The organism is Bacillus sp. FSL K6-1338, assembly GCF_038006965.1.
GTDB lineage: Bacteria > Bacillota > Bacilli > Bacillales > Bacillaceae_G > Bacillus_A > Bacillus_A thuringiensis_S.
On record NZ_JBBOWI010000001.1, the window covers coordinates 3,147,690 to 3,166,410 of the forward strand.

Sequence of the window (18,721 nt, forward strand, 5' to 3'; positions counted from 1 at the left end):
CCAATATACAAAAAAAGTAGCAATCTTTTGACCCATATAAAGAAGCCAATTAGGAGAAATGAAAGGAAGATTCATTTTAATTAATTCCTTCCTTCATTGATTAATAAAAAAACAAGCCATCCAGCTATTGGATGGCTCTATACGATAAAGAGAATTTGTTATTGGATTACTTCAATTTCCCTTCAAAAACAATCTTCCTACCGCACGGCTCAACTACTGTTTTGCCGTCTTTCTTTACTTCATGAAAGATCGGCTCTTCCATACGACGAGACGGAGCGTAGCCTTCTTGTTCCATACGTGCTAAGCAGTCTGTAATTGTTTCATTTTCTAGTACTTCAAATTTCTTTTTATTAGGTTGTTTTGTCATGCCCTAACCTACTTTCTATTTTTCTTGATGCGAATTGATTCTTCATGTAGACCATATATAACATTGCTAGAATTCCCATTATAATCATAACCGCAATAAAAAAGCTTGTATACTGTATTTTTTCTATAAATACGCCGCCTAATACAGGCCCCATAATACTTCCTAAACTAAAAGCGATTCCGGATAATATATTACCTGCCGGTAGTAAATGTCTCGGTAATAAATCAGTCATAAATCCAAGCCCTAAAGAGAAACACGATCCAATAACCATACCCGCTAAAAGCATGCAGGCAAAGACAATCCAGTAATATTGATCAAATACGGCGGCAAGTAGAAAAATTCCCGTACTTATGCTAAACGTCCACGTTAATATACGGTCCCTTCCGTATTTGTCACTTAATATACCGAGCGGAATTTGTGTAATAATACCCCCAACTGCAAATGCTGGTAATAAGAAGGATACATCTGAAACAGACCACCCTTTACGAAGTGCGTATACTGGTAAGTTACTGTTTAACATTGCTTCAAGTACGCCATATGCAAGTGGACCTAGCAGTGCAATCCATCCTAATCCAACAACTTGTTTATAACGAGAAAATGATGATTCACTCTTCACTTCTCTTTCATCTTGCGCTGGGAATGCATTTTTTGTTGGAAGTAGTAAAAGCCAACCTATTAAACAAAGTACAGTAGATATAATAAATGGTGTCGCAAGACCGTACTGCACAGTGCTTGCTAAATACGGACCAACGGCAAAACCAATTCCGAAGAATACACCGTATATCGATACTTGTCTCCCTATTTTACTTGGGTCCGATGTTGTCGTGATCCATGTTTGTGTTCCGACATGAAGCATATGATCTCCGACTCCAACTAGAAATCTAAGGATAAACCATACCCAAAACGAAAATGTTTGTGTAAAAAAGAATAATGAAATAATAACGAGAAACCCACCTATAACAATAATCGGCTTCATTCCAAACCTTTGCATCGGTTTTTCAAGAAACGGCGAAATGACTAATATCCCAATGTACAATGCCGTCGCATGAATACCATTAATACTTGAACTAACCCCTTCTTGTTCAAAAATCATTGCAATGGCAGGTAAGAGCATTCCTTGTGACAAACCCGAGATTGCTACAATCCCAACCATAATCCAAAAAGTAAAACGCATTGACATCCCTTTCCCTCTCCTTCTCACGCTTCCACTTTTCATTATAAACTGTTTCTTCAAATGCGTGTACGAATATTCGCAATAAAAAACAAGCTAAAAGAATGAACCTTTTAGCTTGTTATCTTATCCTTCCCAAACTTGCGCTTTCACATTGTAATGAAAGTGTTTAAAATATGGATTTTCATAAAATGATGGTCCATATAAGTAATGTTGCATATGAACTGTTAGTGGCTGCTGCATTTGTAAAGGAACTACAGCTGGTGAAACTTGCATATACATCGGATCTATCATTATTTTTGTATAGATATGATGATTATATGGCGAATAAGCGATTAAGGATGGTTTATGCATTGATAATCTCCCCTTATACATACAAATGTTATAGTATATGCAACACTTCTCATTTCGGGGATTATTTCTGTTCTAACCAATTCTCTACATGTTTTATAAATACATCTAAACAATCAATAAACGGTGAGTGTCCGCAATCTTCTAATACCTTCAACTCTGCATTTGGCAAATGTTTCGCTAATTCCTCACCGACTACTTGCGGTACGACATAATCTCTATCACCTTGTATGACGAGTGTTGGCGCTTTAATACGATGAATTTGCTTACTTCCCTCTACAACCCCGTTATGTTCATCTGAAATATTAAATGTAATGAGCGCATAATTCACATCTACGAAATTACGTTGCGTTAACATATCATCTAAATACTTTTCATAACGGTCCGGTTCAGGTTGATTATGTGTATATATTAATAGATTCCATACTGTACGGTAATATAGTTTGTTCATATTTTTTATCGCATCTAATACTGGAGCGATTTGTACTGGATCTTGCGCAATTTCTTCTTTCGTCTTTACTAAACTTGATACAATCGGCTGCCCATTCGTATCTTTTTTAAAGATTGGGTATCCTTTCATTCCTACTGATTCTACTAAAATTAACTTTTCTACAAAATTTGGGTGATTCGCTGTAAATTGCATCGCAACGCCACCGCCCATTGACCAGCCCATTAATGAGAATTTCTCTAGCTTTAACTCGTCGATAAATAATTTTACATCCTCTGCAAAGTCTTGTAATGAATCTATCGATCGATTATACGTTGATTGTCCAAACCCTCTTAAATCAAGAGCGTAAATATGGTATTGATCTTGCAACTTTTCAATGACTAAATCCCAATGTTGTGACGATGTCATGTTCCCGTGAATGAGTACAAGAATATCTGTATTTCGCCTTCCAACTTCCTGATATGCAATCGTTTCTCCGTTCGATAGTGAAACAAACTCCATTGTTGCAGGCTTAATCATCACAAGTTCCCCCATTCTATTTAATAGAAAGAAAATTCTTTACTTAATTAAAGAATAGCACGTAGAATATACGTTCGCAACATAAAACCTATAAGAATTTTTTACATAAATCAACATGTCTATTACTAGACAATTATTATAAAAAAGTATATAGTTAGCTAGGTAACTAATTTGAAAGGATCAAAATACATGGACGAAAAACAACATTTTTTTCACATCGTCAGCCAGACTTCTCGAAAGTTTACGAAGAAATTTAATGAACGTGTATCTCCAACAGGGTTATTTAGTGCGCAATGGGCTGTTATTTTCCGCATTAATCAAACTGGTTCTTGTACGCAAACAGAATTATGCCAGTATTTAAATGTTGAATCACCAACGATGACTCGTACGTTAACACGTATGGAAACGATGGGATGGATTATTCGTACAGAAGGTAAAGATCGCCGCGAGAAGCTTATTTCTTTATCCGAAACAGCGATAAAGATGATTCCAGTATGGCAAGAAGAAGTTGACACTTTCGAAGAAAAAACGCTAGAAGGTATTAACGAAGATGATTTACATCAAGCATTTCAAATGTTACAACAAATTATTAAAAATTTAGATTAAATTGGAGGGATGACGATGCAAAGTGAGAAACTTTGGACGAAGGATTTCCTCGGAACTTGTTTTAGTAGTCTATTTCTCTTCTTAACATTTTACATGCTTATGACTACTCTGCCTGTCTATGTAATAGACGGCCTAAAAGGAAAACCTGAGGAAATTGGTTTAGTTGCAACTGTGTTTCTTATTTCTTCTGTTTTATGTAGACCATTCACAGGAAAATGGCTCGATGATTTAGGAAGAAAGAAAATATTATTTATTTCACTTTCATTATTTTTAGCCGCTACTGTTATGTATTTCGGTGCGCAAAGTTTATTCTTATTACTTGCCCTTCGCTTCTTACACGGTATTGGGTTCGGGATGGCAACGACAGCTACTGGTACGATTGTAACTGATGTTGCGCCAGCTCATCGACGAGGCGAAGCACTTGCATATTTCGGCGTATTTATGAGTCTGCCAATGGTAATTGGTCCTTTTTTAGGTTTAACAATTATTTCTCATTTTTCGTTTACTGTATTATTTATCGTTTGTTCCGTATTTTCATTACTTGCATTTTTATTAGGGCTACTTGTCGATATTCCTCACGAAGCACCTGTTAGCAAACAAAAACGTGAAAAAATGAAATGGAAAGACTTAATCGAACCATCTTCTATTCCGATTGCACTTACAGGATTTGTTTTAGCCTTTTCTTATAGTGGTATTTTATCCTTTATTCCTATTTATGCGAAAGAACTCGGTTTAAGTGAAATTGCAAGTTACTTCTTTATTGTATACGCACTTGTTGTTGTCATTTCTCGTCCATTTACAGGAAAGATTTTTGATCGCTTCGGTGAAAATGTACTCGTTTACCCTGCAATCATTATTTTCACAATCGGAATGTTCATATTAAGCCAAGCACAAACTTCATTTTGGTTCCTTGGCGCAGGTATGCTAATCGGTTTAGGTTACGGAACATTAATTCCGAGTTTCCAAACGATTGCAATTTCTGCCGCCCCAAACCATAGACGTGGTTCTGCGACAGCTACGTATTTTTCATTCTTTGATAGTGGTATTGGTTTTGGTTCTTTCATTTTAGGTATTGTCGCAGCGAAATCCAGTTATCATAATATGTATTTTATCGCAGCTATTATCGTTGCGTTCACTTTACTTTTATATTACGGATTACACGGACGAAAACAAAAATTCAAGAAACAACCTACAGACGGAAAAATTTCCGCTTAACGTTAATAAGGAAAGTAAACTTCCCCGTTTACTTTCCTTATTTTGTATTTCTTTCAAGACGAGCGTATACTTATAGTAGAAATAAAAAGGAGGGCCATATATGAAACTAAAAAAATCTCCCCTACTCTTACTTATACTAACATTCATATTTGTAATTACAGGGCTTGGGTTTACTTACTTCAAACATAATAAAACGACCCCATCAAAACATAATGTGACAAAAGAAAACTGGTTAAATGACCCTTACTTACGTTGGTCGTATACACATATGAAAGAATTCACTTTAGTTAATAACGTAAAAAACAACCCTGACCAAATTGCTCACTTCCCTTCCGCATTGCAAAACTTAGATGATTTTGCTGTGGAGCGTAGATTCGGAAATACAACTCCTCTAAAAAAACTTTTAGACGATAACAAAACAGATGCTTTTGTCGTTGTACATAATGGACAACTTGTTTATGAACGATATTTCAATGAGTATAAACAGAATGAACCTCATGGTATGGCATCATTAGCAAAAGTCTTTACCGGGGCAATTATACAATCTCTCGCTGAAGAAAAACGTATTGACTTAGAAAAAACAGCTGACACTTACATAAAAGAATTAAAAAACACACCGTTCGGTAATGCCACACTTCAGCAATTAATGGACATGCAAGTTTCAGCTGAATATCCTACTCATGGATATGAGCAACCTGGGCTAGAAAATCAAGATGCACAATTATATTTAGCTAGCAATATTTTACCCCGCGGCAAAAATTACGACGGTCCGATGAAAATTTATGATATGTTACGGGAAGCCGAAGAAACTGCACCGCCTGGTTCTTCCTTTTCTTACAATAACGGATCAACAGAAACGCTTGCTTGGATTATTAGAACTATTACTGGTAAATCACTAGCTGAAAATGTAAGCGAACGAATTTGGTCTCAAATTGGTATGGAAGAAAACGCGTATTACGTTACAGATGAAATGAAAATAGAACAAGCAAGCGCTGGCTTAAATGCAACTGCTAGAGATATGGCGAGATTCGGGCAATTACTATTAAACAACGGGGAATATAACGGAAAACAAATTCTCCCTTCTTCTATTACAGAAAGTGTAAAAAATGTACAAGAAGGTGAACTTGAAATTAGTATTGGCGCTTCTATTTCTTATCATAATCAATGGTGGATTCCCCACAATGAACAAGGTGCTTTCGAAGTGTTAGGTAGTTACGGACAAACACTTTACATCGATCCGAAAGCAAATATGGTAATCGTTCATTTCTCTTCTAACGCAACGCCAAGTAATGAAATACATTCGGTTTATTCAAATATGTATATTGATATTGCACATCATTTAGAAAAGCTTCCACAGTAGTGGAAGCAGGAGTTTAAACCTTGCACAGTTATGACTATTCAATTGAACACTCGATCTGTTGTGCTAAAACGTCAATATAGTAAAAAAGGATCTCTCTTGATATAGAGAGATCCTTTTTTTTATTTCTTCTTCTTTTCTGTCGGTTGGCTTTGTTTAGCGAAATTAGATGAATCATCGAAATTTGGTTGCTTTTTACCTGCATTATTACTTCTACCTTTTCCCATATGTAATGCACCTCCCCTCATCCTTACTATTCCCAATAAAAAACTCCTCTTGCGTTCAGGAAAAAATTTTTATTGTCGCTTATTAATAATGTCCAACAGTTCTCGTAGTACTTCCAACACTCTCGGTTCTGCCATACCATATTGTATACTTTCAACCATAATGTTAATGGTGATCATCATGCTGAGCTTGATAAAGAACAGCTTGTGGATAAAAAACCGTACATTCCATACATGTGAAAGAAGTTTTAGTGGTATTTTGACTCATCCAAGCATATAAAGTAACTAAATACTTGCTTGGTACCTATCTGTTTGTTGCACAAAACCAACATCCCTAGTAATCTCTCGTAAGATATTTGGAGATAACAATCTTTAAAATTCTTAAGCAAATAATTGTAATTCATCAGATACAAGAATAGACATAAAAAAACGCTATCCTTTCCTATATATTTATAGAAAGAATAGGTTTTTTCATTTTAATAGTATTACTTGATAGTATTGGCATTCCTATTAAAGCTAATATACAAATAACATCAATAAACTTGTAACTATGCCAACCCAAATGCAAAGAATGAAACAATAACCCATAATGTCTTTAATTTTCAATCCCAGCACACCTAAAAGAGGTAATGCCCAGAACGGCTGAATCAAATTTGTCCATGCGTCCCCCCAACCTACCGCCATAGCGATAGTAGCCGGATCTACACCTAACTTCAATCCTGCCGGGACCTGCAGTGGTCCTTGTAAAGCCCATTGCCCCCCGCCAGATGGCGCCAATAAGTTTACCAGCCCCGCTGACCAATATGTAAATATATCAAATGTATCCTTTGACGCAATGGATGCCATCCATTCAATGATTGAGCTTCCCAAACCTGAACTACCTAAAACAGCAATAATCCCTGCATAAAATGGAAACTGTAAGATAATTGGAGAAATGGATTGCGCAGATTCTTTAAATCCTTGTGCAAAGTTACCAAGAGAACCATGTAGGAGCAAACCAAGTGACAAGAAAAACAAATTAATGATATTTAAATCTAAACTATGACCGTTCATGAATTCATAAACACAATACAACGTGCCGATTGCGCCTAATATTATTCCTAAAACTGGTGTCCATTCCAGTTTTTCCGCAGGAGTTAAACTTTTTTGAGGAGGTTTTACAAAAGAATTTGTATCAGTTTCGATTGCTTTATAGCTGATAATCCCACTTTTTGGAGCCATAAGTACAATAATAATTGGCATCGTGATGAATAGAGTGAAAAAAATAATTAAAGTAGAGTAACTAAAGATTGTTTGTGAGGTAGGAATAATTCCAATCATATCTACAAGAAAATGATCCTTTGTGGCAATTGTCAGGCCAATAGAACTGGAGAGACCTGCGCTATATAAGGCTGTCGGAGCATAAGCAGCAGCTACAAGTAATGGAAAATGTGCATTCGCATTCTTTTTTGCTACTTCCTTTGCAATGATAGCTCCCACAACTACGGCTAGCCCCCAATTGATATAGTATGCAATTGCACTGATCAAAAATGTCATCGTATAGGCCTTTTGAGGTGTATCGGCTAACTTTGCAACAGACTGCAAGGCTCTATTAATAAACGGGACAGAAGCTAACGTCATCCCTGTAACCATTAGCAATACCATTTGCATTGTAAACGTTAAATAAGTCCAAAACCCATCCCCCCAAGATTTTACGATTTTGTACGGATTTGAGGGATTCATCAACAAAGCTATAATGAAAGTAAATAAAGTGAGCAGCACTGCAATAACAAAGGCATCCGGGACATATTTCTGAGACCATCTCGAAAATATATTTGCACATCGTGTAAGCAACGATTCTTTCTTTTCTGGTTCTGAATTTGTCTCCATTAAGGAATGTTTCATAAATATTCTCCTTTCTAAATTTTAATAAGGTAAATATAAATAACATTCCACAAAAGAAAATAAAATCCTTTTGCACTTGCTGCATATTAATCAACTAGATCAATATTCAAATACCGTTCCTTTCAACCTTTCTGGGCATTACCAGCATTAGCGATAGCTGGTTTAGGTGCTCGTGACATTATGGGATTTTGTGTTGTGAACTTACTATATGCGGGTTTTATCATTAGTCTATGCTTCTTATTTATTTAAACGAAAAGCTAGTTTTATACTAGCTTTTTTACATAATAAATCACTTATTTCCCATGAAATTTATAATCTTCTCCCACTCTAACTCCGTAAGATGTAATGACTCAAATGCAAAAAAATCTTCGCACACTTTTTCAATTAGATGTGGATTTTCCCTCAAAAAATTCCACTGTAATACTTTAGGAAGAAAATGCATTTCATATTCTTTACTTCCCCGTACTACCTCATCAACTTCTCTTTCACAAATTCCTCTTATTAAATAATCATTTCTTAACTCTATTTGAATTTGCTGAAATGTTTCGCTGCATTTTTTCAATTGAAGTAAACACGTAACATACTTCCGAAAAAGTTCGCCATCATACTGAACACAGTTTATAATACGATCGACTTCATTCATAATGCACGAGCCTTTTCTTCTATTTGTAATAACCATTTCTCACGCTTTGATACTTTACTCGTTTTCACAGATTGAAACACTGACCGTTTTATATCGCGAATGCCACAAAAACGTAAAATACCTCTCTTCATCATAATCCAATCTGCTGATCGATATAACAATGCGACGTACCATAGAGGCGAGTCTAACGTATTAATAACCCATGCTTTTTTCCCTTGCAATAATCCTTTCGGCAGAGCCCCTTCATATTTATAAGCAAATCCAGCTACGAAAATACGATCGATAAATCCTTTTAAAATTGCTGGCATCCCCCACCACCATATTGGATAGATGAATAGAAGTGTATCTGCTTCTTCTACTAACGTTCTATACCGAGCTGTTTCCTCTTCATTTACTAAATCGCGTCTTTTCTTCTCTTCATTAAATACGAGGACTGGATCAAATTGTTCTTTGTATAAATCAAGTACGGTAACTGAATGATTTGTTTCCTGTAGTCCTTTTTGCACATGATTGAAAATCGCCGCGTTAAAACTTGAAGGGTTAGGATGAGCATATATAATTAGTACGTTCACTACAAAACAACTCCCTCTATACGTTAAAGTTTCTCCTTCTTTAATAACTTCTCTACAATTTGTACGTTTTTCGAACTTTGCAACAATCGATTTAATAATATAAGTAACTCTTCTTTTTTTAAATCTTTCAGTTTCTCTTTAACTGCACTCTCACCAGCACCTTGAATATCATAAACAACTGCCACCATATGTTTACAATAATTTTCATAGGGACACTCACAGTTACTTTCTGAAAAATCTTCGAGATCGATAACTACTTCATAATTCCCTGCATTTCCAGTAACGAAAGCAAACACTTTTTTATCTTGTATTTCAACATCTTCTACATGCCCATCTTCATAATATTCATATCCCTTATCTACAATGTACTTTGGGATCCATTTCGTTATATCTTTTAATAAGTAAGCGTACATAATTGTACCCCTTCCTTTAATTCCCTTTTGACTTCAAAAATCCTGCATGTTATTCTAATTACTGTTAAGTAGCAAGTCTACGTGACAAAACGACTGACACCTATTCGGCGAAGGTGTCTCTTTTCATTTGCAGCCGATATGAATTGCCTCTTTCAGGCACATTCAATTTTTGACACTACACACTCAACACCATTCCCTGTATCAGGCTGCTTTAGCAGTCTTTTACTCTACATACTCCGTTATTTTAAGAAAAAAAGAGAGCTTAGCTCCCTTTTCTCGCCTTATACAATACACCTTTTTCAGCATAGAGATATTCATCAGCTAATGTAATTTTCCCATCCAGTTTTAGTTCGTCTAATAATCTTGATAAATAAAATTGATGCAACATCTTTTTCGTGAATTTTCCTTCATGATGCGAAACGATATGTTCTTGAATATCTAACAATGATATCGGCTTATCTTGCTCTATCATATATTCATAAACTGTACTACGCAGTTTTACGTATTTTTCGAGTGTCACAGTAATGCGCAACCCCTTTCTTCTTAATATAAATTTTCGTAATCGGTTTTTTTGCAATAAAAAAACCTCTCCGATAAGAAGAAGTTACGTATATATCTTCGTCTTATCTCCCAGAACAAATATGTTCTGCTGGAATTAGCACCTGCATCGCGGTTGCTGGGTTTCATCGGGCCAGTCCCTCCACCTCTCTGGATAAGAAAATATTCACTTAATTCTTACTATACGTAATTCCACTTTAATTGTCAAACAAATATAATAAATATAACAAATTATATTTTCTTCCTTACTGTTCATACTACCCATATACGAACATGCAAGGAGGATTATGAAATGCATCAAAATGCTCGCGGATATGTACAAGATTCTTTTCAATCATTACAAGAAGCTAAAAATTGTTTAGAAGAAGCGCTCGAAACAGTTGAAAAAGATTTTAATCGCGCTCGTATTGAACAATCACTTTATGCTGTTGAACAAGCTATTCAACGTTGCGAGTACACCGTTCACATTTTAGAAAAAGATTAAAAACTTCCCATCTATTGATGGGAAGTTTTTTCAAATGGCATACTTCATAATTATTGCCGTTATGATTAAAAAATATACAGAATTAGCAATTTCTAAAATTCCTACTTTTATAATAGAAATTTTTTTGCCATACAACACAATTGCTCGAATGACACTTGGTATAAAAATAAGAGAACACCACGGATTAATCGCAAATACAATTATCGTTAATAAGATATGATATCCCCAAGATATAAGACGATACTTCGGGTTATTTTTTTCACGAATCATCGTTTTCACATAGAACGTACTACCTAAAAAGTATAAAAATGAAATAAGTGCAATGAATAAAGCTGTATGATCGATTTGCTTCATTGAAAAGTAATAACTAATTAACCCACCGATACAAAACACAATGATTGCACAAATATCATTTAATAGTGCTCTTTCATTTTTTTGACGGGCGTAATACATATTCACTATAAATAATGGAATCATTACTATTAAGAATAAAAGAATTCGCCACTCATATAATAAAGAAATCATCCCAAATAGGAACGCAATGCTGAAATAAACAATGGCAGCTTGTAAAAACTCTTTTTTTCGTCTTTGCTTTATGTACGTAAGAAATGGATACGTGGCTAAATAGATAAAAAACCACGCTAAAAACAATGGAATATGATAAATAGTAGGTTTCCCAAGTACGACACTTAATAAAAAAGGAATAACAAGCATGGCCCATGCACCATGTTGCTTCGGAATAACTAACTTCATTAACTATACACCTCACTTTTGAAAAAAGTTCTCACCTACCATTATACAAATAATTTTATATAATAACGGATGCATATTAAATCAATTTTTTGACAAAAAAATGCTCCTTACAATATGTAAGAAGCATGAAAGAGGCAAACGAATATGTAAGTCGCGACCCTACCTTATATGAGTATGCTTTTCTATGTCACGTTATGCTCATCTAATATACCGTATTTCTTTTTAAATCTTGTAAGAATCGTAATCCATGAAGTACTAAATAGTAATAAGAAAATAACATTCGAAATCGCATGGCTCAAATCAAAGTAAAAACTTGCGATATAATACGAAATGACAGTTTCCCACGTTGCTTCTCGTATAAAACCGAGAAGGCCCCAGAAATTCATAATCCAGCCAAATAAAAAGCCAACAATTACTCCGTAAAGAAGTCTTCCCCATAGCTTTTTCATAAAAAATGTATTACGAAGTAGACCTGCTATAAAACCAATCATGCCCCATGAAAACATTTGCCACGGTGTCCATGGACCTTGTCCTAAAAAAATATTGGATATGATTGCTGCTGTAGCACCAATCATAAAACCAGTTTCACTTCCAAATACAATTGCAGAAACGATAATGACAAAAGAAGTTGGTTGTACACTTGGTAAAATAGAAAATGGCACCCGGCTTACTGCTGCAATTGCCGCTAATACAGCAACGAGAACAATTTCACGTGAAACAAACGCCTTCCTTTCAAAACGGATATAGAAAGGTAACATAATAACAACTAATAAAAACAAACTACTTAACATGTAATAACCGTCCATAATAAGTGTAGTAAAGAGTAATGTGCCTATTATTACTGCAAAAATACATATTATGAATGCAACATATCGTTTGGACACGCTTCGTACACATCCTCCCACGTTAATGCATATGGCAATTCTTTTCGAATGAATCGATTAATAGATGTTGTATAAAAGAAGTTACCACTAAAAAATTCTTTCGGTGCATCATTCATAATGACTGTCCCATCAAATAACATCATACATTGATCCACGTATTTCGCTGCAAACTCAATATCATGCGTTGCCATTACAATTGTTGTACCTTCTTTTTGTAGCTTCCTAAATAGCTCTCCTACTCTTTCTTTCTTCCACGGATCTAGCCCCTTTGTCGGTTCATCCAGTAATAATAAAGTTGGCTTTGATAATAATGTCGTACATAACGCAAGTAATTGTTGCTCTCCTCCGCTACAATCGTGCGGATGGCGTTCTTTAAGCGAGTACAACCAAAACTGTTTTAGCGTATCTTCTGCTATTTCTTTTCCTTGTTCTCCGTATAATTCACGTGCACGTTCATACACCTCATCCCACACTGTATCAAATGTAAAATGATAATATGGATGCTGCGATACATACCCAATACTTTTAAATCGTTCTTTCGAATCAATTTTATGTATCACTTTCCCATTCCACTTTACTTTCCCTCTTCTCACTTTTTGCAAACCAGCTAAAAGCGTTAACAGTGTAGACTTCCCTGTCCCATTCTTTCCAACGAGCGCTACCCATTTTCCTTTTTCAATCGAAACTGATAAATCACGTAAAATAAGCGGACTATTTTTTTCGTACTGGAACGAAATATGCTCTGCGCTTAAAATTACCTCTTGCTTTTCACTTTGTGCTATTAGCTCATTTACATATGATATCGCTGAAAAATTATTCATTTTCATTTGCGCCTCTCGCACCGTAAACGGAATATCTCTCACATTCCACTCTAAAAATAGCCTTGGAATTTGCGGAATAAATGGACGGAATGTTTCTACTCCCCACATATTCGTAATAACAGTTTTAGGACTACCATCATACATAATACAGCCATTATCCATACAAACAACGCGTGTTGCAAGCGGGATAACTTCATCTAAACGATGTTCACTTAAAATAATCGTAATTCCAAGTTCTTCATTAATCCGTTTTAATAATCCTAAAAACTCTTTTGCAGCAATTGGATCTAACTGCGCTGTCGGTTCATCTAATAATAGCAATTTCGGCTGCATAACTAATACCGCAGCTAAATTGACAAGCTGCTTCTGCCCACCAGATAACGTATGAACAGATTGATGCAATAAATCTTGAAATCCTAAAAAGCTAATAAGCTCTGCTATTCTTTTTTGAATAATATGTGATGGTAATCCGATATTTTCTAAAGAAAATGCTAATTCTTGAATCACTGTATCCATAACAATCTGGTTTTCTGGGTTTTGAAATACCATCCCAATTTCTTGGGCAGATAACAAATCAGCTACTTCCTCTATTAAAACACCCTCATAAAATATCTCTCCAGAACGCGTACCAATTGGAAGTAACTCCTTTTTAAAATGTTTTAATAACGTCGTCTTCCCAGATCCCGATTCTCCAGTAAGTGCAATAAACTCACCTTTTTGAACAGAAAGAGAAATATGCTGTAACGCTTTTTCATTTTCATCAGCATATACAAATGATAAATTGTTTATTTCTGCATGCGCCACCATAACCATTCCCTTCCTTCCATTATAATTGGTAAACTAATAAACATCGTAAATACGATAAACATCATCCCATCGTATTGCTGAAATAAAATAGATTCGACTTTCGGATAAATGATTAACTTTCCTCCGCCATACGTACTACATATGATAGCAATTATAAATAGAATACTTAAATAACTGAGCGTATACCAATCTCGTTTTTCCATTCTATAGCGAATATATGTCGTACGTTTCGTTACACCAAATCCACGAGCTTGCATAGAATCTGCCGTTTGCAGTGCATCTTCCAATGAACAAATTAATAATACTTGCAGCAATTGCATACCATTTTTGACGCGTTCAATTATCGAACCTGAATCTACCTGCACACCTTTCGTCTTTTGAATGAGTGTGATTTTCTTTAATCGCCTTATAAACAAAGGAACAAATCTCACTGTAATCATCGTTAACAATGCAACTTTCGGTGAAATTCTTGAAAACAGATATAAAAATTTATGACTGGAAATAATATCATTGTATGACGCAAACGTAAACATAACTGCAACTAGTAATAACCCCATTACTATTCCAAACATAATCGCCTCAAGCTTAATACGGCTATCACCTAACCAAAATAATGTCGTTCGGCCTCTATGCGTTAATAACGAATTAAATAAAATGACCATAAAAAAGAAAATAATTGTGCTTGGTAACATCTTTCTTATCTTTTCGCTATTCCCTTGCATCACATTTAAAATAACAATTAATAGTATTGCTCCAATTAAAAAAAGAGGATGAAGACACATCATACATAGTATCATCACCCCGATATAATAGAAAAAATTCACAAAAGGATGTAAAGAAGAAAAACTTATTTTCATAGCCCTTTACCGAATGCCTTTCTTATTGTAATACGTATACCCACTCAATTGTATCTCCTGGTTTTACCGTAGCTACACCAGCACTATGGTTTGGAAAAGCACCGTTCACACGATATTTCCATCCACTAGTATCCGCAATATCTTTTTCATATAAATCATTAATACCTTTTACATAAATACTATCTCTAGATCCGCTTGCATCAACATCTAATCCTGTACGTTGCAATACTTTATACACTGTATCGCCTTCTTGTACATCCATCTTTTTCGCACCCATTATATATCCGTTATTTCCTTTTACCGAGATTGTTACTTGTTTTGCTTGCGGTTTCGGTACTGGTACTGGATCTGGTTTTGGTGGTTCAGGTTTTGGTACTGCCGGAGTCGGTATCGTTTTCTCCGCTTTATTCGGATCAACTTTTTGCTCCTGCTTCGGTGTTTCTTTCGGCTGATTCACAACCTTTGCTTCTTCTTTTACTTCTGGTGCTTTCGGTTGTTGTTTCTCTTCTTGTGCTGGTTGCTGCTCTGGTTGCTTATTTACAGCCGGCTGTTCTTTCGGTTGTTCCTGTTGTTTCTCTTCTTTCTTTACCTCTGATTGTGCCTGCGGCTTTTCCTCTTTCGGCTTCTCTTCTACTTTTTGTTCTTGTTTCTCTTTCTGCTCTTCTTGCTGCTTTTGCTCTGATTCAGCTTGCTTTTCTTCTGTTTTTTCTTCCGGCTTCGCTTCATCTTTTTGTTCTTCTTGTTTCGCTACCTCTTCTTGCTTCGGTTCTACCTTCTTCTCAGGCTTTACAGCTGCCTCTTCACATCCGGCAAGTAGCCCGAGCGAAAGCAGTAAAGAAATGAACCATTTCACCTTACTCATCCTATCTCTCACCTTTCATACGAAAATTAGGAGCAAATAATTGCTCCTAATTTTTTGTTAAGCTGCTTTACGTCTCCATAATACATATGCAGAAGCAATACATAATACACCCATACCTACTTCTGTTGCTGCACTATGAGAAGATGCTCCTGTTTTTGGTAGACTGTTACCGTTTCCGATTTTTTTATTCTTAACCGGTTCGTTATCTACAACTACTTTTAGATTTTCATCTTTTGTTTCTTGTTGTACTTGGTCTTGTTCTTTCGGTTCTTCAGTAACTTCTTTTTCTACTACATTATTTTCTAGTTCAACGACCTTTTCTGGCTCTTCAATCGGTTTTGGCTTAATTACATCACCAACGTCTACATTAGACCAATCATAAATAGATTTTCCCATTTCCTTAAATTGAAGTAATGCTAAAAGAGCCTGTTCTGTAGCCATTCCGTTACCATTTTGATCACTTGGTAACCATTTAAATTCACCATTTGAAAGTTGATATGATAATAGGTTTTGTATTGCCTTATGAAGACGGTTTTGATCTACATCTTTAACAAGCGATAATCCAATAATTGCTTGCGCAGTACTATTTGAATTTTCTTGTCCATCAGCTGAAAAACCACCATTTTGCAGCTGTTCGTTATATAAATAAGCAACAGCTTTTTGTATAGCTGGTTTCACATCTGATCGCTCTTGATAAGGAGCTAATGCTGATAAAACCATACCTGTTACATCAACGCTACTAGCACTATCTTTACTACCTGAACTATTATAAGTCCATCCACCGTCTGTATGCTGATTATTTAACAGTGCTTCCACTAGAGCAACTCTGTTCCATTTTGATTCAACTGGAATCTCATACTTCTTCGTATCAAATGCAAGTAAAGCAAATGCATAACCTGTAACAGAATTCACTTTATCTGACTCATACAATTTTTGAACTAAATTATGTCCACCTACATTTTTAGGGTCTGCATTCATTGCATTCATCATAATAATTGTTCTAGCTAAATCTGTCGCTGAAAAACGGTTAATACGCTTTTCTACTTTTTCAGTTACTGACTTAACATAATTTAATTTTGCCTCAATTGGCACATTCTTTCCAGAACGAGAAAGCGCTACAGCTACCCAATCACTTTCAATTCCATCTTGTAACATCTTGTCTGATGTTTTAGAAATGGCTTCATTTAATTGTGCACTTGGAACTTGAATGTTCTCTTGCTGTGGTTGTTCTGGTTTTTTCCCATCTGGCGTTTTACCGTCTTGATCACCTTGGTTTTTCTCATCTGGCGTTTTACCGTCTTGGTCACCTTGGTTTTTCCCATCTGGTTTTTCACCGTCTTGATCACCTTGGTTTTTCCCATCTGGTTTTTCACCGTCTTGATCACCTTGGTTTTTCCCATCTGGCGTTTTACCGTCTTGGTCACCTTGATTTTTCCCATCTGGTGTTTTACCGTCTTGACCTTCTGGTTTTGGTTCTTCTGTTTTGCCACCGTTAGGTTCTTCTGTTTTACACGTTCCGAACTTATCTAACGTTTCTTTCAATGTTTCCTGGCTTATATTGCTCCAGTCTGAAACAAAACGAAAGACAACAACGTCTCCAGATTTTAATTTATAACTATCTGCTCCGACTTCTGCAGACTTATCATTTACATCATACAGCCAAGCACTTGTAGCCCCGGCCATTAAACCATCGATGCCTTTTACATATGTTCCAAACGACATCGTTTCAGATTCTACCTTGTCCCCCATGACCTTTTGCAGCAAACTTAAAGCTGTTTCCCCATCTTTAATTTGCTCTTCTTTCGGACATAACATAATGCCTTTTTGTGATTCCCCAATAATTGCAAGTTTTGCTGTATTTCCTTCAGCAAACGTAATATGTACTGTATTCGCAAAAGAAACAAATACAAGTGTCACTGCCATTAACGACGTAAGCAGCCATTTTTTCAACATTGCCATCCCAAAATTTCCTCCCTTACTACCATTTACACAAAAAAAGGCCCTTCAAGGGCGTGCGATTGACACTCTCTTTTTGTAAGTGTCGAACAAAAATGTACAACACCTCCTACCCGCATCATTCGCGGCTATATTTGTATAGGAAAAATAATTTTGTTTATGAACGTATCATTGTGATAACATTCACTTTTCTTGGCACAACTTACTCCCATTTAAGTTATCATAAAACGATAAACCTATACATTCTGTAAATTTTAAATTTCTGTATTATTTTACTATTGACAAAGAATTTTGTCCATGCTTTATCGGATTTATTTTCTAAGAATAATAACTTATTAACTCTTAACTATGTAAACTCTTTTCACTAATAATGACGCCATCTTCATCCGCATAGACATATTCATTTGGATTCCATTCTACTTGTCCAAAGTGCAATGAAATATTTCGTTCTCCTTTTCCTTCTTTCACACTTCTATTTGGTATCGTTCCTAACGCTAAAATACCAATATTAATATTCTTTAGTTCACTAGAATCACGAACATACCCATTCACAATAATTCCTGCTAGCTTTCTTTCTTCCGCAATAGCTGCCAAATTATCACCGAGTAAAGCACAATTCGTAGACGCTCCGCCATCAACAACTAATACTGTTCCTTCTGGTAATGTTTGCAATCCTTCCTTCACTAGTACATTATCATCTTTCACTTTTACAGTTGCAATTTTTCCGTAGAATTGTTCTTTCTTCCCAAAAGACCGAAAAGACTGGCGACATATTTGTAATTCCTTTTCAAATTCATCACATAGATCTGTAGTTTTCCACATCTTGTTCCCTCTTTTCCTTTTTCTTTCTACATAACATATTCTTGGCTTATTATCGTTTCCCTGTCTAATATTGCAATAATTTGTATGTACGGGAAAGGATACAAAAACTATTGCCTTAAGAAGCTACCTTTATTATAATCTATTTCA

Annotated in this window: 20 protein-coding genes, 2 pseudogenes and 1 riboswitch; of the genes and pseudogenes, 5 read left to right on the forward strand and 17 right to left on the reverse strand. The window is 35.6% G+C overall.

Annotated elements, in window-relative coordinates; all coding sequences use genetic code 11:
• Positions 1 to 166 precede the first annotated feature (166 nt).
• From NZ044_RS16165 to phaZ, 4 genes are all read right to left on the reverse strand, one after another.
• Positions 167 to 367 carry an NETI motif-containing protein gene (locus NZ044_RS16165; protein ID WP_000166303.1) on the reverse strand — a complete coding sequence of 67 codons (201 nt, stop codon included), beginning with the start codon at positions 365 to 367 and terminating at the stop codon, positions 167 to 169.
• Positions 351 to 1,547: an MFS transporter gene (locus tag NZ044_RS16170; RefSeq protein WP_000062804.1), complete on the reverse strand. Its 1,197-nt coding sequence runs from the start codon at positions 1,545 to 1,547 to the stop codon at positions 351 to 353. The genes NZ044_RS16165 and NZ044_RS16170 overlap by 17 nt, the downstream gene beginning before the upstream one ends.
• 117 nt (positions 1,548 to 1,664) lie before the next feature.
• Positions 1,665 to 1,892, reverse strand: a complete 228-nt coding sequence (locus NZ044_RS16175) for a hypothetical protein (protein WP_000549501.1) — start codon at positions 1,890 to 1,892, stop codon at positions 1,665 to 1,667.
• Between the two features lie 61 nt (positions 1,893 to 1,953).
• The gene (gene phaZ / locus NZ044_RS16180; protein WP_000594887.1) at positions 1,954 to 2,856 is read right to left on the reverse strand and encodes an intracellular short-chain-length polyhydroxyalkanoate depolymerase; all 903 of its coding nucleotides are present in this window, start codon (positions 2,854 to 2,856) and stop codon (positions 1,954 to 1,956) included.
• Between the two features lie 189 nt (positions 2,857 to 3,045).
• Between phaZ and NZ044_RS16185 the strand changes: the two genes are divergently transcribed.
• The 3 genes from NZ044_RS16185 to NZ044_RS16195 all read left to right on the forward strand — a co-directional run bounded on the left by NZ044_RS16185 (position 3,046) and on the right by NZ044_RS16195 (position 6,037).
• On the forward strand, positions 3,046 to 3,462 hold the full coding sequence (locus NZ044_RS16185; RefSeq protein ID WP_000343679.1) for a MarR family winged helix-turn-helix transcriptional regulator: 417 nt from the start codon (positions 3,046 to 3,048) through the stop codon (positions 3,460 to 3,462).
• A gap of 15 nt (positions 3,463 to 3,477) precedes the next feature.
• On the forward strand, positions 3,478 to 4,677 hold the full coding sequence (locus NZ044_RS16190) for an MFS transporter (protein ID WP_001190320.1): 1,200 nt from the start codon (positions 3,478 to 3,480) through the stop codon (positions 4,675 to 4,677).
• A 100-nt stretch (positions 4,678 to 4,777) separates the two neighbouring features.
• Positions 4,778 to 6,037, forward strand: a complete 1,260-nt coding sequence (locus tag NZ044_RS16195) for a serine hydrolase domain-containing protein (protein WP_000768730.1) — start codon at positions 4,778 to 4,780, stop codon at positions 6,035 to 6,037.
• A 441-nt stretch (positions 6,038 to 6,478) separates the two neighbouring features.
• On the opposite strand, the pseudogene NZ044_RS30865 reads toward NZ044_RS16195, so the two are convergent.
• Both NZ044_RS30865 and NZ044_RS16200 read right to left on the reverse strand, forming a co-directional pair.
• Positions 6,479 to 6,627, reverse strand: a pseudogene (locus tag NZ044_RS30865) (IS4 family transposase); the annotation flags it as partial.
• A gap of 147 nt (positions 6,628 to 6,774) precedes the next feature.
• Positions 6,775 to 8,142 carry a short-chain fatty acid transporter gene (locus NZ044_RS16200; protein ID WP_000682890.1) on the reverse strand — a complete coding sequence of 456 codons (1,368 nt, stop codon included), beginning with the start codon at positions 8,140 to 8,142 and terminating at the stop codon, positions 6,775 to 6,777.
• Positions 8,143 to 8,265: 123 nt separating this feature from the next.
• Between NZ044_RS16200 and NZ044_RS16205 the strand changes: the two are divergent.
• A pseudogene (locus NZ044_RS16205) lies at positions 8,266 to 8,391 on the forward strand (TIGR00366 family protein); the annotation flags it as partial.
• A gap of 40 nt (positions 8,392 to 8,431) precedes the next feature.
• On the opposite strand, the gene NZ044_RS16210 reads toward NZ044_RS16205, so the two are convergent.
• The 4 genes from NZ044_RS16210 to NZ044_RS16225 all read right to left on the reverse strand — a co-directional run bounded on the left by NZ044_RS16210 (position 8,432) and on the right by NZ044_RS16225 (position 10,290).
• Entirely contained in the window at positions 8,432 to 8,785 is a 354-nt protein-coding gene (locus tag NZ044_RS16210) for a group-specific protein (RefSeq protein ID WP_044783988.1), read from the reverse strand.
• The gene (locus NZ044_RS16215) at positions 8,782 to 9,357 is read right to left on the reverse strand and encodes an NAD(P)H-dependent oxidoreductase (protein WP_001101572.1); all 576 of its coding nucleotides are present in this window, start codon (positions 9,355 to 9,357) and stop codon (positions 8,782 to 8,784) included. Before NZ044_RS16215 ends, NZ044_RS16210 begins: the two co-directional genes overlap by 4 nt.
• A 23-nt stretch (positions 9,358 to 9,380) precedes the next feature.
• The gene (locus tag NZ044_RS16220) at positions 9,381 to 9,770 is read right to left on the reverse strand and encodes an SWIM zinc finger family protein (RefSeq protein ID WP_000271530.1); all 390 of its coding nucleotides are present in this window, start codon (positions 9,768 to 9,770) and stop codon (positions 9,381 to 9,383) included.
• A gap of 262 nt (positions 9,771 to 10,032) precedes the next feature.
• Positions 10,033 to 10,290: a hypothetical protein gene (locus tag NZ044_RS16225; protein WP_000171476.1), complete on the reverse strand. Its 258-nt coding sequence runs from the start codon at positions 10,288 to 10,290 to the stop codon at positions 10,033 to 10,035.
• A gap of 100 nt (positions 10,291 to 10,390) precedes the next feature.
• Positions 10,391 to 10,489, reverse strand: a riboswitch (SAM riboswitch).
• Between the two features lie 131 nt (positions 10,490 to 10,620).
• Here NZ044_RS16225 and NZ044_RS16230 point away from each other — a divergent pair.
• On the forward strand, positions 10,621 to 10,812 hold the full coding sequence (locus tag NZ044_RS16230; RefSeq protein WP_000554032.1) for a hypothetical protein: 192 nt from the start codon (positions 10,621 to 10,623) through the stop codon (positions 10,810 to 10,812).
• Between the two features lie 30 nt (positions 10,813 to 10,842).
• Here NZ044_RS16230 and NZ044_RS16235 read toward each other — a convergent pair whose 3' ends face one another.
• The 7 genes from NZ044_RS16235 to rraA all read right to left on the reverse strand — a co-directional run bounded on the left by NZ044_RS16235 (position 10,843) and on the right by rraA (position 18,574).
• A complete protein-coding gene (locus NZ044_RS16235) occupies positions 10,843 to 11,565 on the reverse strand; it encodes a YwiC-like family protein (protein WP_000779995.1) in 723 nt (240 codons plus the stop codon).
• A 182-nt stretch (positions 11,566 to 11,747) separates the two neighbouring features.
• Positions 11,748 to 12,449, reverse strand: a complete 702-nt coding sequence (locus NZ044_RS16240) for an ECF transporter S component (protein ID WP_000044893.1) — start codon at positions 12,447 to 12,449, stop codon at positions 11,748 to 11,750.
• On the reverse strand, positions 12,422 to 14,083 hold the full coding sequence (locus NZ044_RS16245; protein WP_142331115.1) for an ABC transporter ATP-binding protein: 1,662 nt from the start codon (positions 14,081 to 14,083) through the stop codon (positions 12,422 to 12,424). Before NZ044_RS16245 ends, NZ044_RS16240 begins: the two co-directional genes overlap by 28 nt.
• Entirely contained in the window at positions 14,056 to 14,934 is an 879-nt protein-coding gene (locus tag NZ044_RS16250; RefSeq protein ID WP_016077455.1) for an energy-coupling factor transporter transmembrane component T, read from the reverse strand. Before NZ044_RS16250 ends, NZ044_RS16245 begins: the two co-directional genes overlap by 28 nt.
• Before the next feature lie 22 nt (positions 14,935 to 14,956).
• Positions 14,957 to 15,796, reverse strand: a complete 840-nt coding sequence (locus tag NZ044_RS16255; RefSeq protein ID WP_098506652.1) for a DUF4430 domain-containing protein — start codon at positions 15,794 to 15,796, stop codon at positions 14,957 to 14,959.
• Positions 15,797 to 15,853: 57 nt separating this feature from the next.
• Complete coding sequence (locus tag NZ044_RS16260; RefSeq protein ID WP_118961662.1) at positions 15,854 to 17,755, reverse strand: DUF4430 domain-containing protein; 1,902 nt, start codon at positions 17,753 to 17,755, stop codon at positions 15,854 to 15,856.
• 339 nt (positions 17,756 to 18,094) lie between these two features.
• Positions 18,095 to 18,574 (reverse strand): ribonuclease E activity regulator RraA, encoded by a 480-nt coding sequence (rraA, locus tag NZ044_RS16265; protein WP_098506654.1) that lies wholly within the window; start codon positions 18,572 to 18,574, stop codon positions 18,095 to 18,097.
• Between the last annotated feature and the right edge of the window lie 147 nt (positions 18,575 to 18,721).

What these genes read in the sequence shown, in the direction of transcription:
- NZ044_RS16165 (WP_000166303.1), bottom strand. Translation starts at nt 367, where the DNA reads ATGACAAAACAACCTAATAAAAAGAAATTTGAAGTACTAGAAAATGAA.
- NZ044_RS16170 (WP_000062804.1), bottom strand. Translation starts at nt 1,547, where the DNA reads ATGTCAATGCGTTTTACTTTTTGGATTATGGTTGGGATTGTAGCAATC.
- NZ044_RS16175 (WP_000549501.1), bottom strand. Translation starts at nt 1,892, where the DNA reads ATGCATAAACCATCCTTAATCGCTTATTCGCCATATAATCATCATATC.
- phaZ (WP_000594887.1), bottom strand. Translation starts at nt 2,856, where the DNA reads ATGATTAAGCCTGCAACAATGGAGTTTGTTTCACTATCGAACGGAGAA.
- NZ044_RS16185 (WP_000343679.1), top strand. Translation starts at nt 3,046, where the DNA reads ATGGACGAAAAACAACATTTTTTTCACATCGTCAGCCAGACTTCTCGA.
- NZ044_RS16190 (WP_001190320.1), top strand. Translation starts at nt 3,478, where the DNA reads ATGCAAAGTGAGAAACTTTGGACGAAGGATTTCCTCGGAACTTGTTTT.
- NZ044_RS16195 (WP_000768730.1), top strand. Translation starts at nt 4,778, where the DNA reads ATGAAACTAAAAAAATCTCCCCTACTCTTACTTATACTAACATTCATA.
- NZ044_RS16200 (WP_000682890.1), bottom strand. Translation starts at nt 8,142, where the DNA reads ATGAAACATTCCTTAATGGAGACAAATTCAGAACCAGAAAAGAAAGAA.
- NZ044_RS16210 (WP_044783988.1), bottom strand. Translation starts at nt 8,785, where the DNA reads ATGAATGAAGTCGATCGTATTATAAACTGTGTTCAGTATGATGGCGAA.
- NZ044_RS16220 (WP_000271530.1), bottom strand. Translation starts at nt 9,770, where the DNA reads ATGTACGCTTACTTATTAAAAGATATAACGAAATGGATCCCAAAGTAC.
- NZ044_RS16230 (WP_000554032.1), top strand. Translation starts at nt 10,621, where the DNA reads ATGCATCAAAATGCTCGCGGATATGTACAAGATTCTTTTCAATCATTA.
- NZ044_RS16235 (WP_000779995.1), bottom strand. Translation starts at nt 11,565, where the DNA reads ATGAAGTTAGTTATTCCGAAGCAACATGGTGCATGGGCCATGCTTGTT.
- NZ044_RS16245 (WP_142331115.1), bottom strand. Translation starts at nt 14,083, where the DNA reads ATGGTTATGGTGGCGCATGCAGAAATAAACAATTTATCATTTGTATAT.
- NZ044_RS16250 (WP_016077455.1), bottom strand. Translation starts at nt 14,934, where the DNA reads ATGAAAATAAGTTTTTCTTCTTTACATCCTTTTGTGAATTTTTTCTAT.
- NZ044_RS16255 (WP_098506652.1), bottom strand. Translation starts at nt 15,796, where the DNA reads ATGAGTAAGGTGAAATGGTTCATTTCTTTACTGCTTTCGCTCGGGCTA.
- NZ044_RS16260 (WP_118961662.1), bottom strand. Translation starts at nt 17,755, where the DNA reads ATGGCAATGTTGAAAAAATGGCTGCTTACGTCGTTAATGGCAGTGACA.
- rraA (WP_098506654.1), bottom strand. Translation starts at nt 18,574, where the DNA reads ATGTGGAAAACTACAGATCTATGTGATGAATTTGAAAAGGAATTACAA.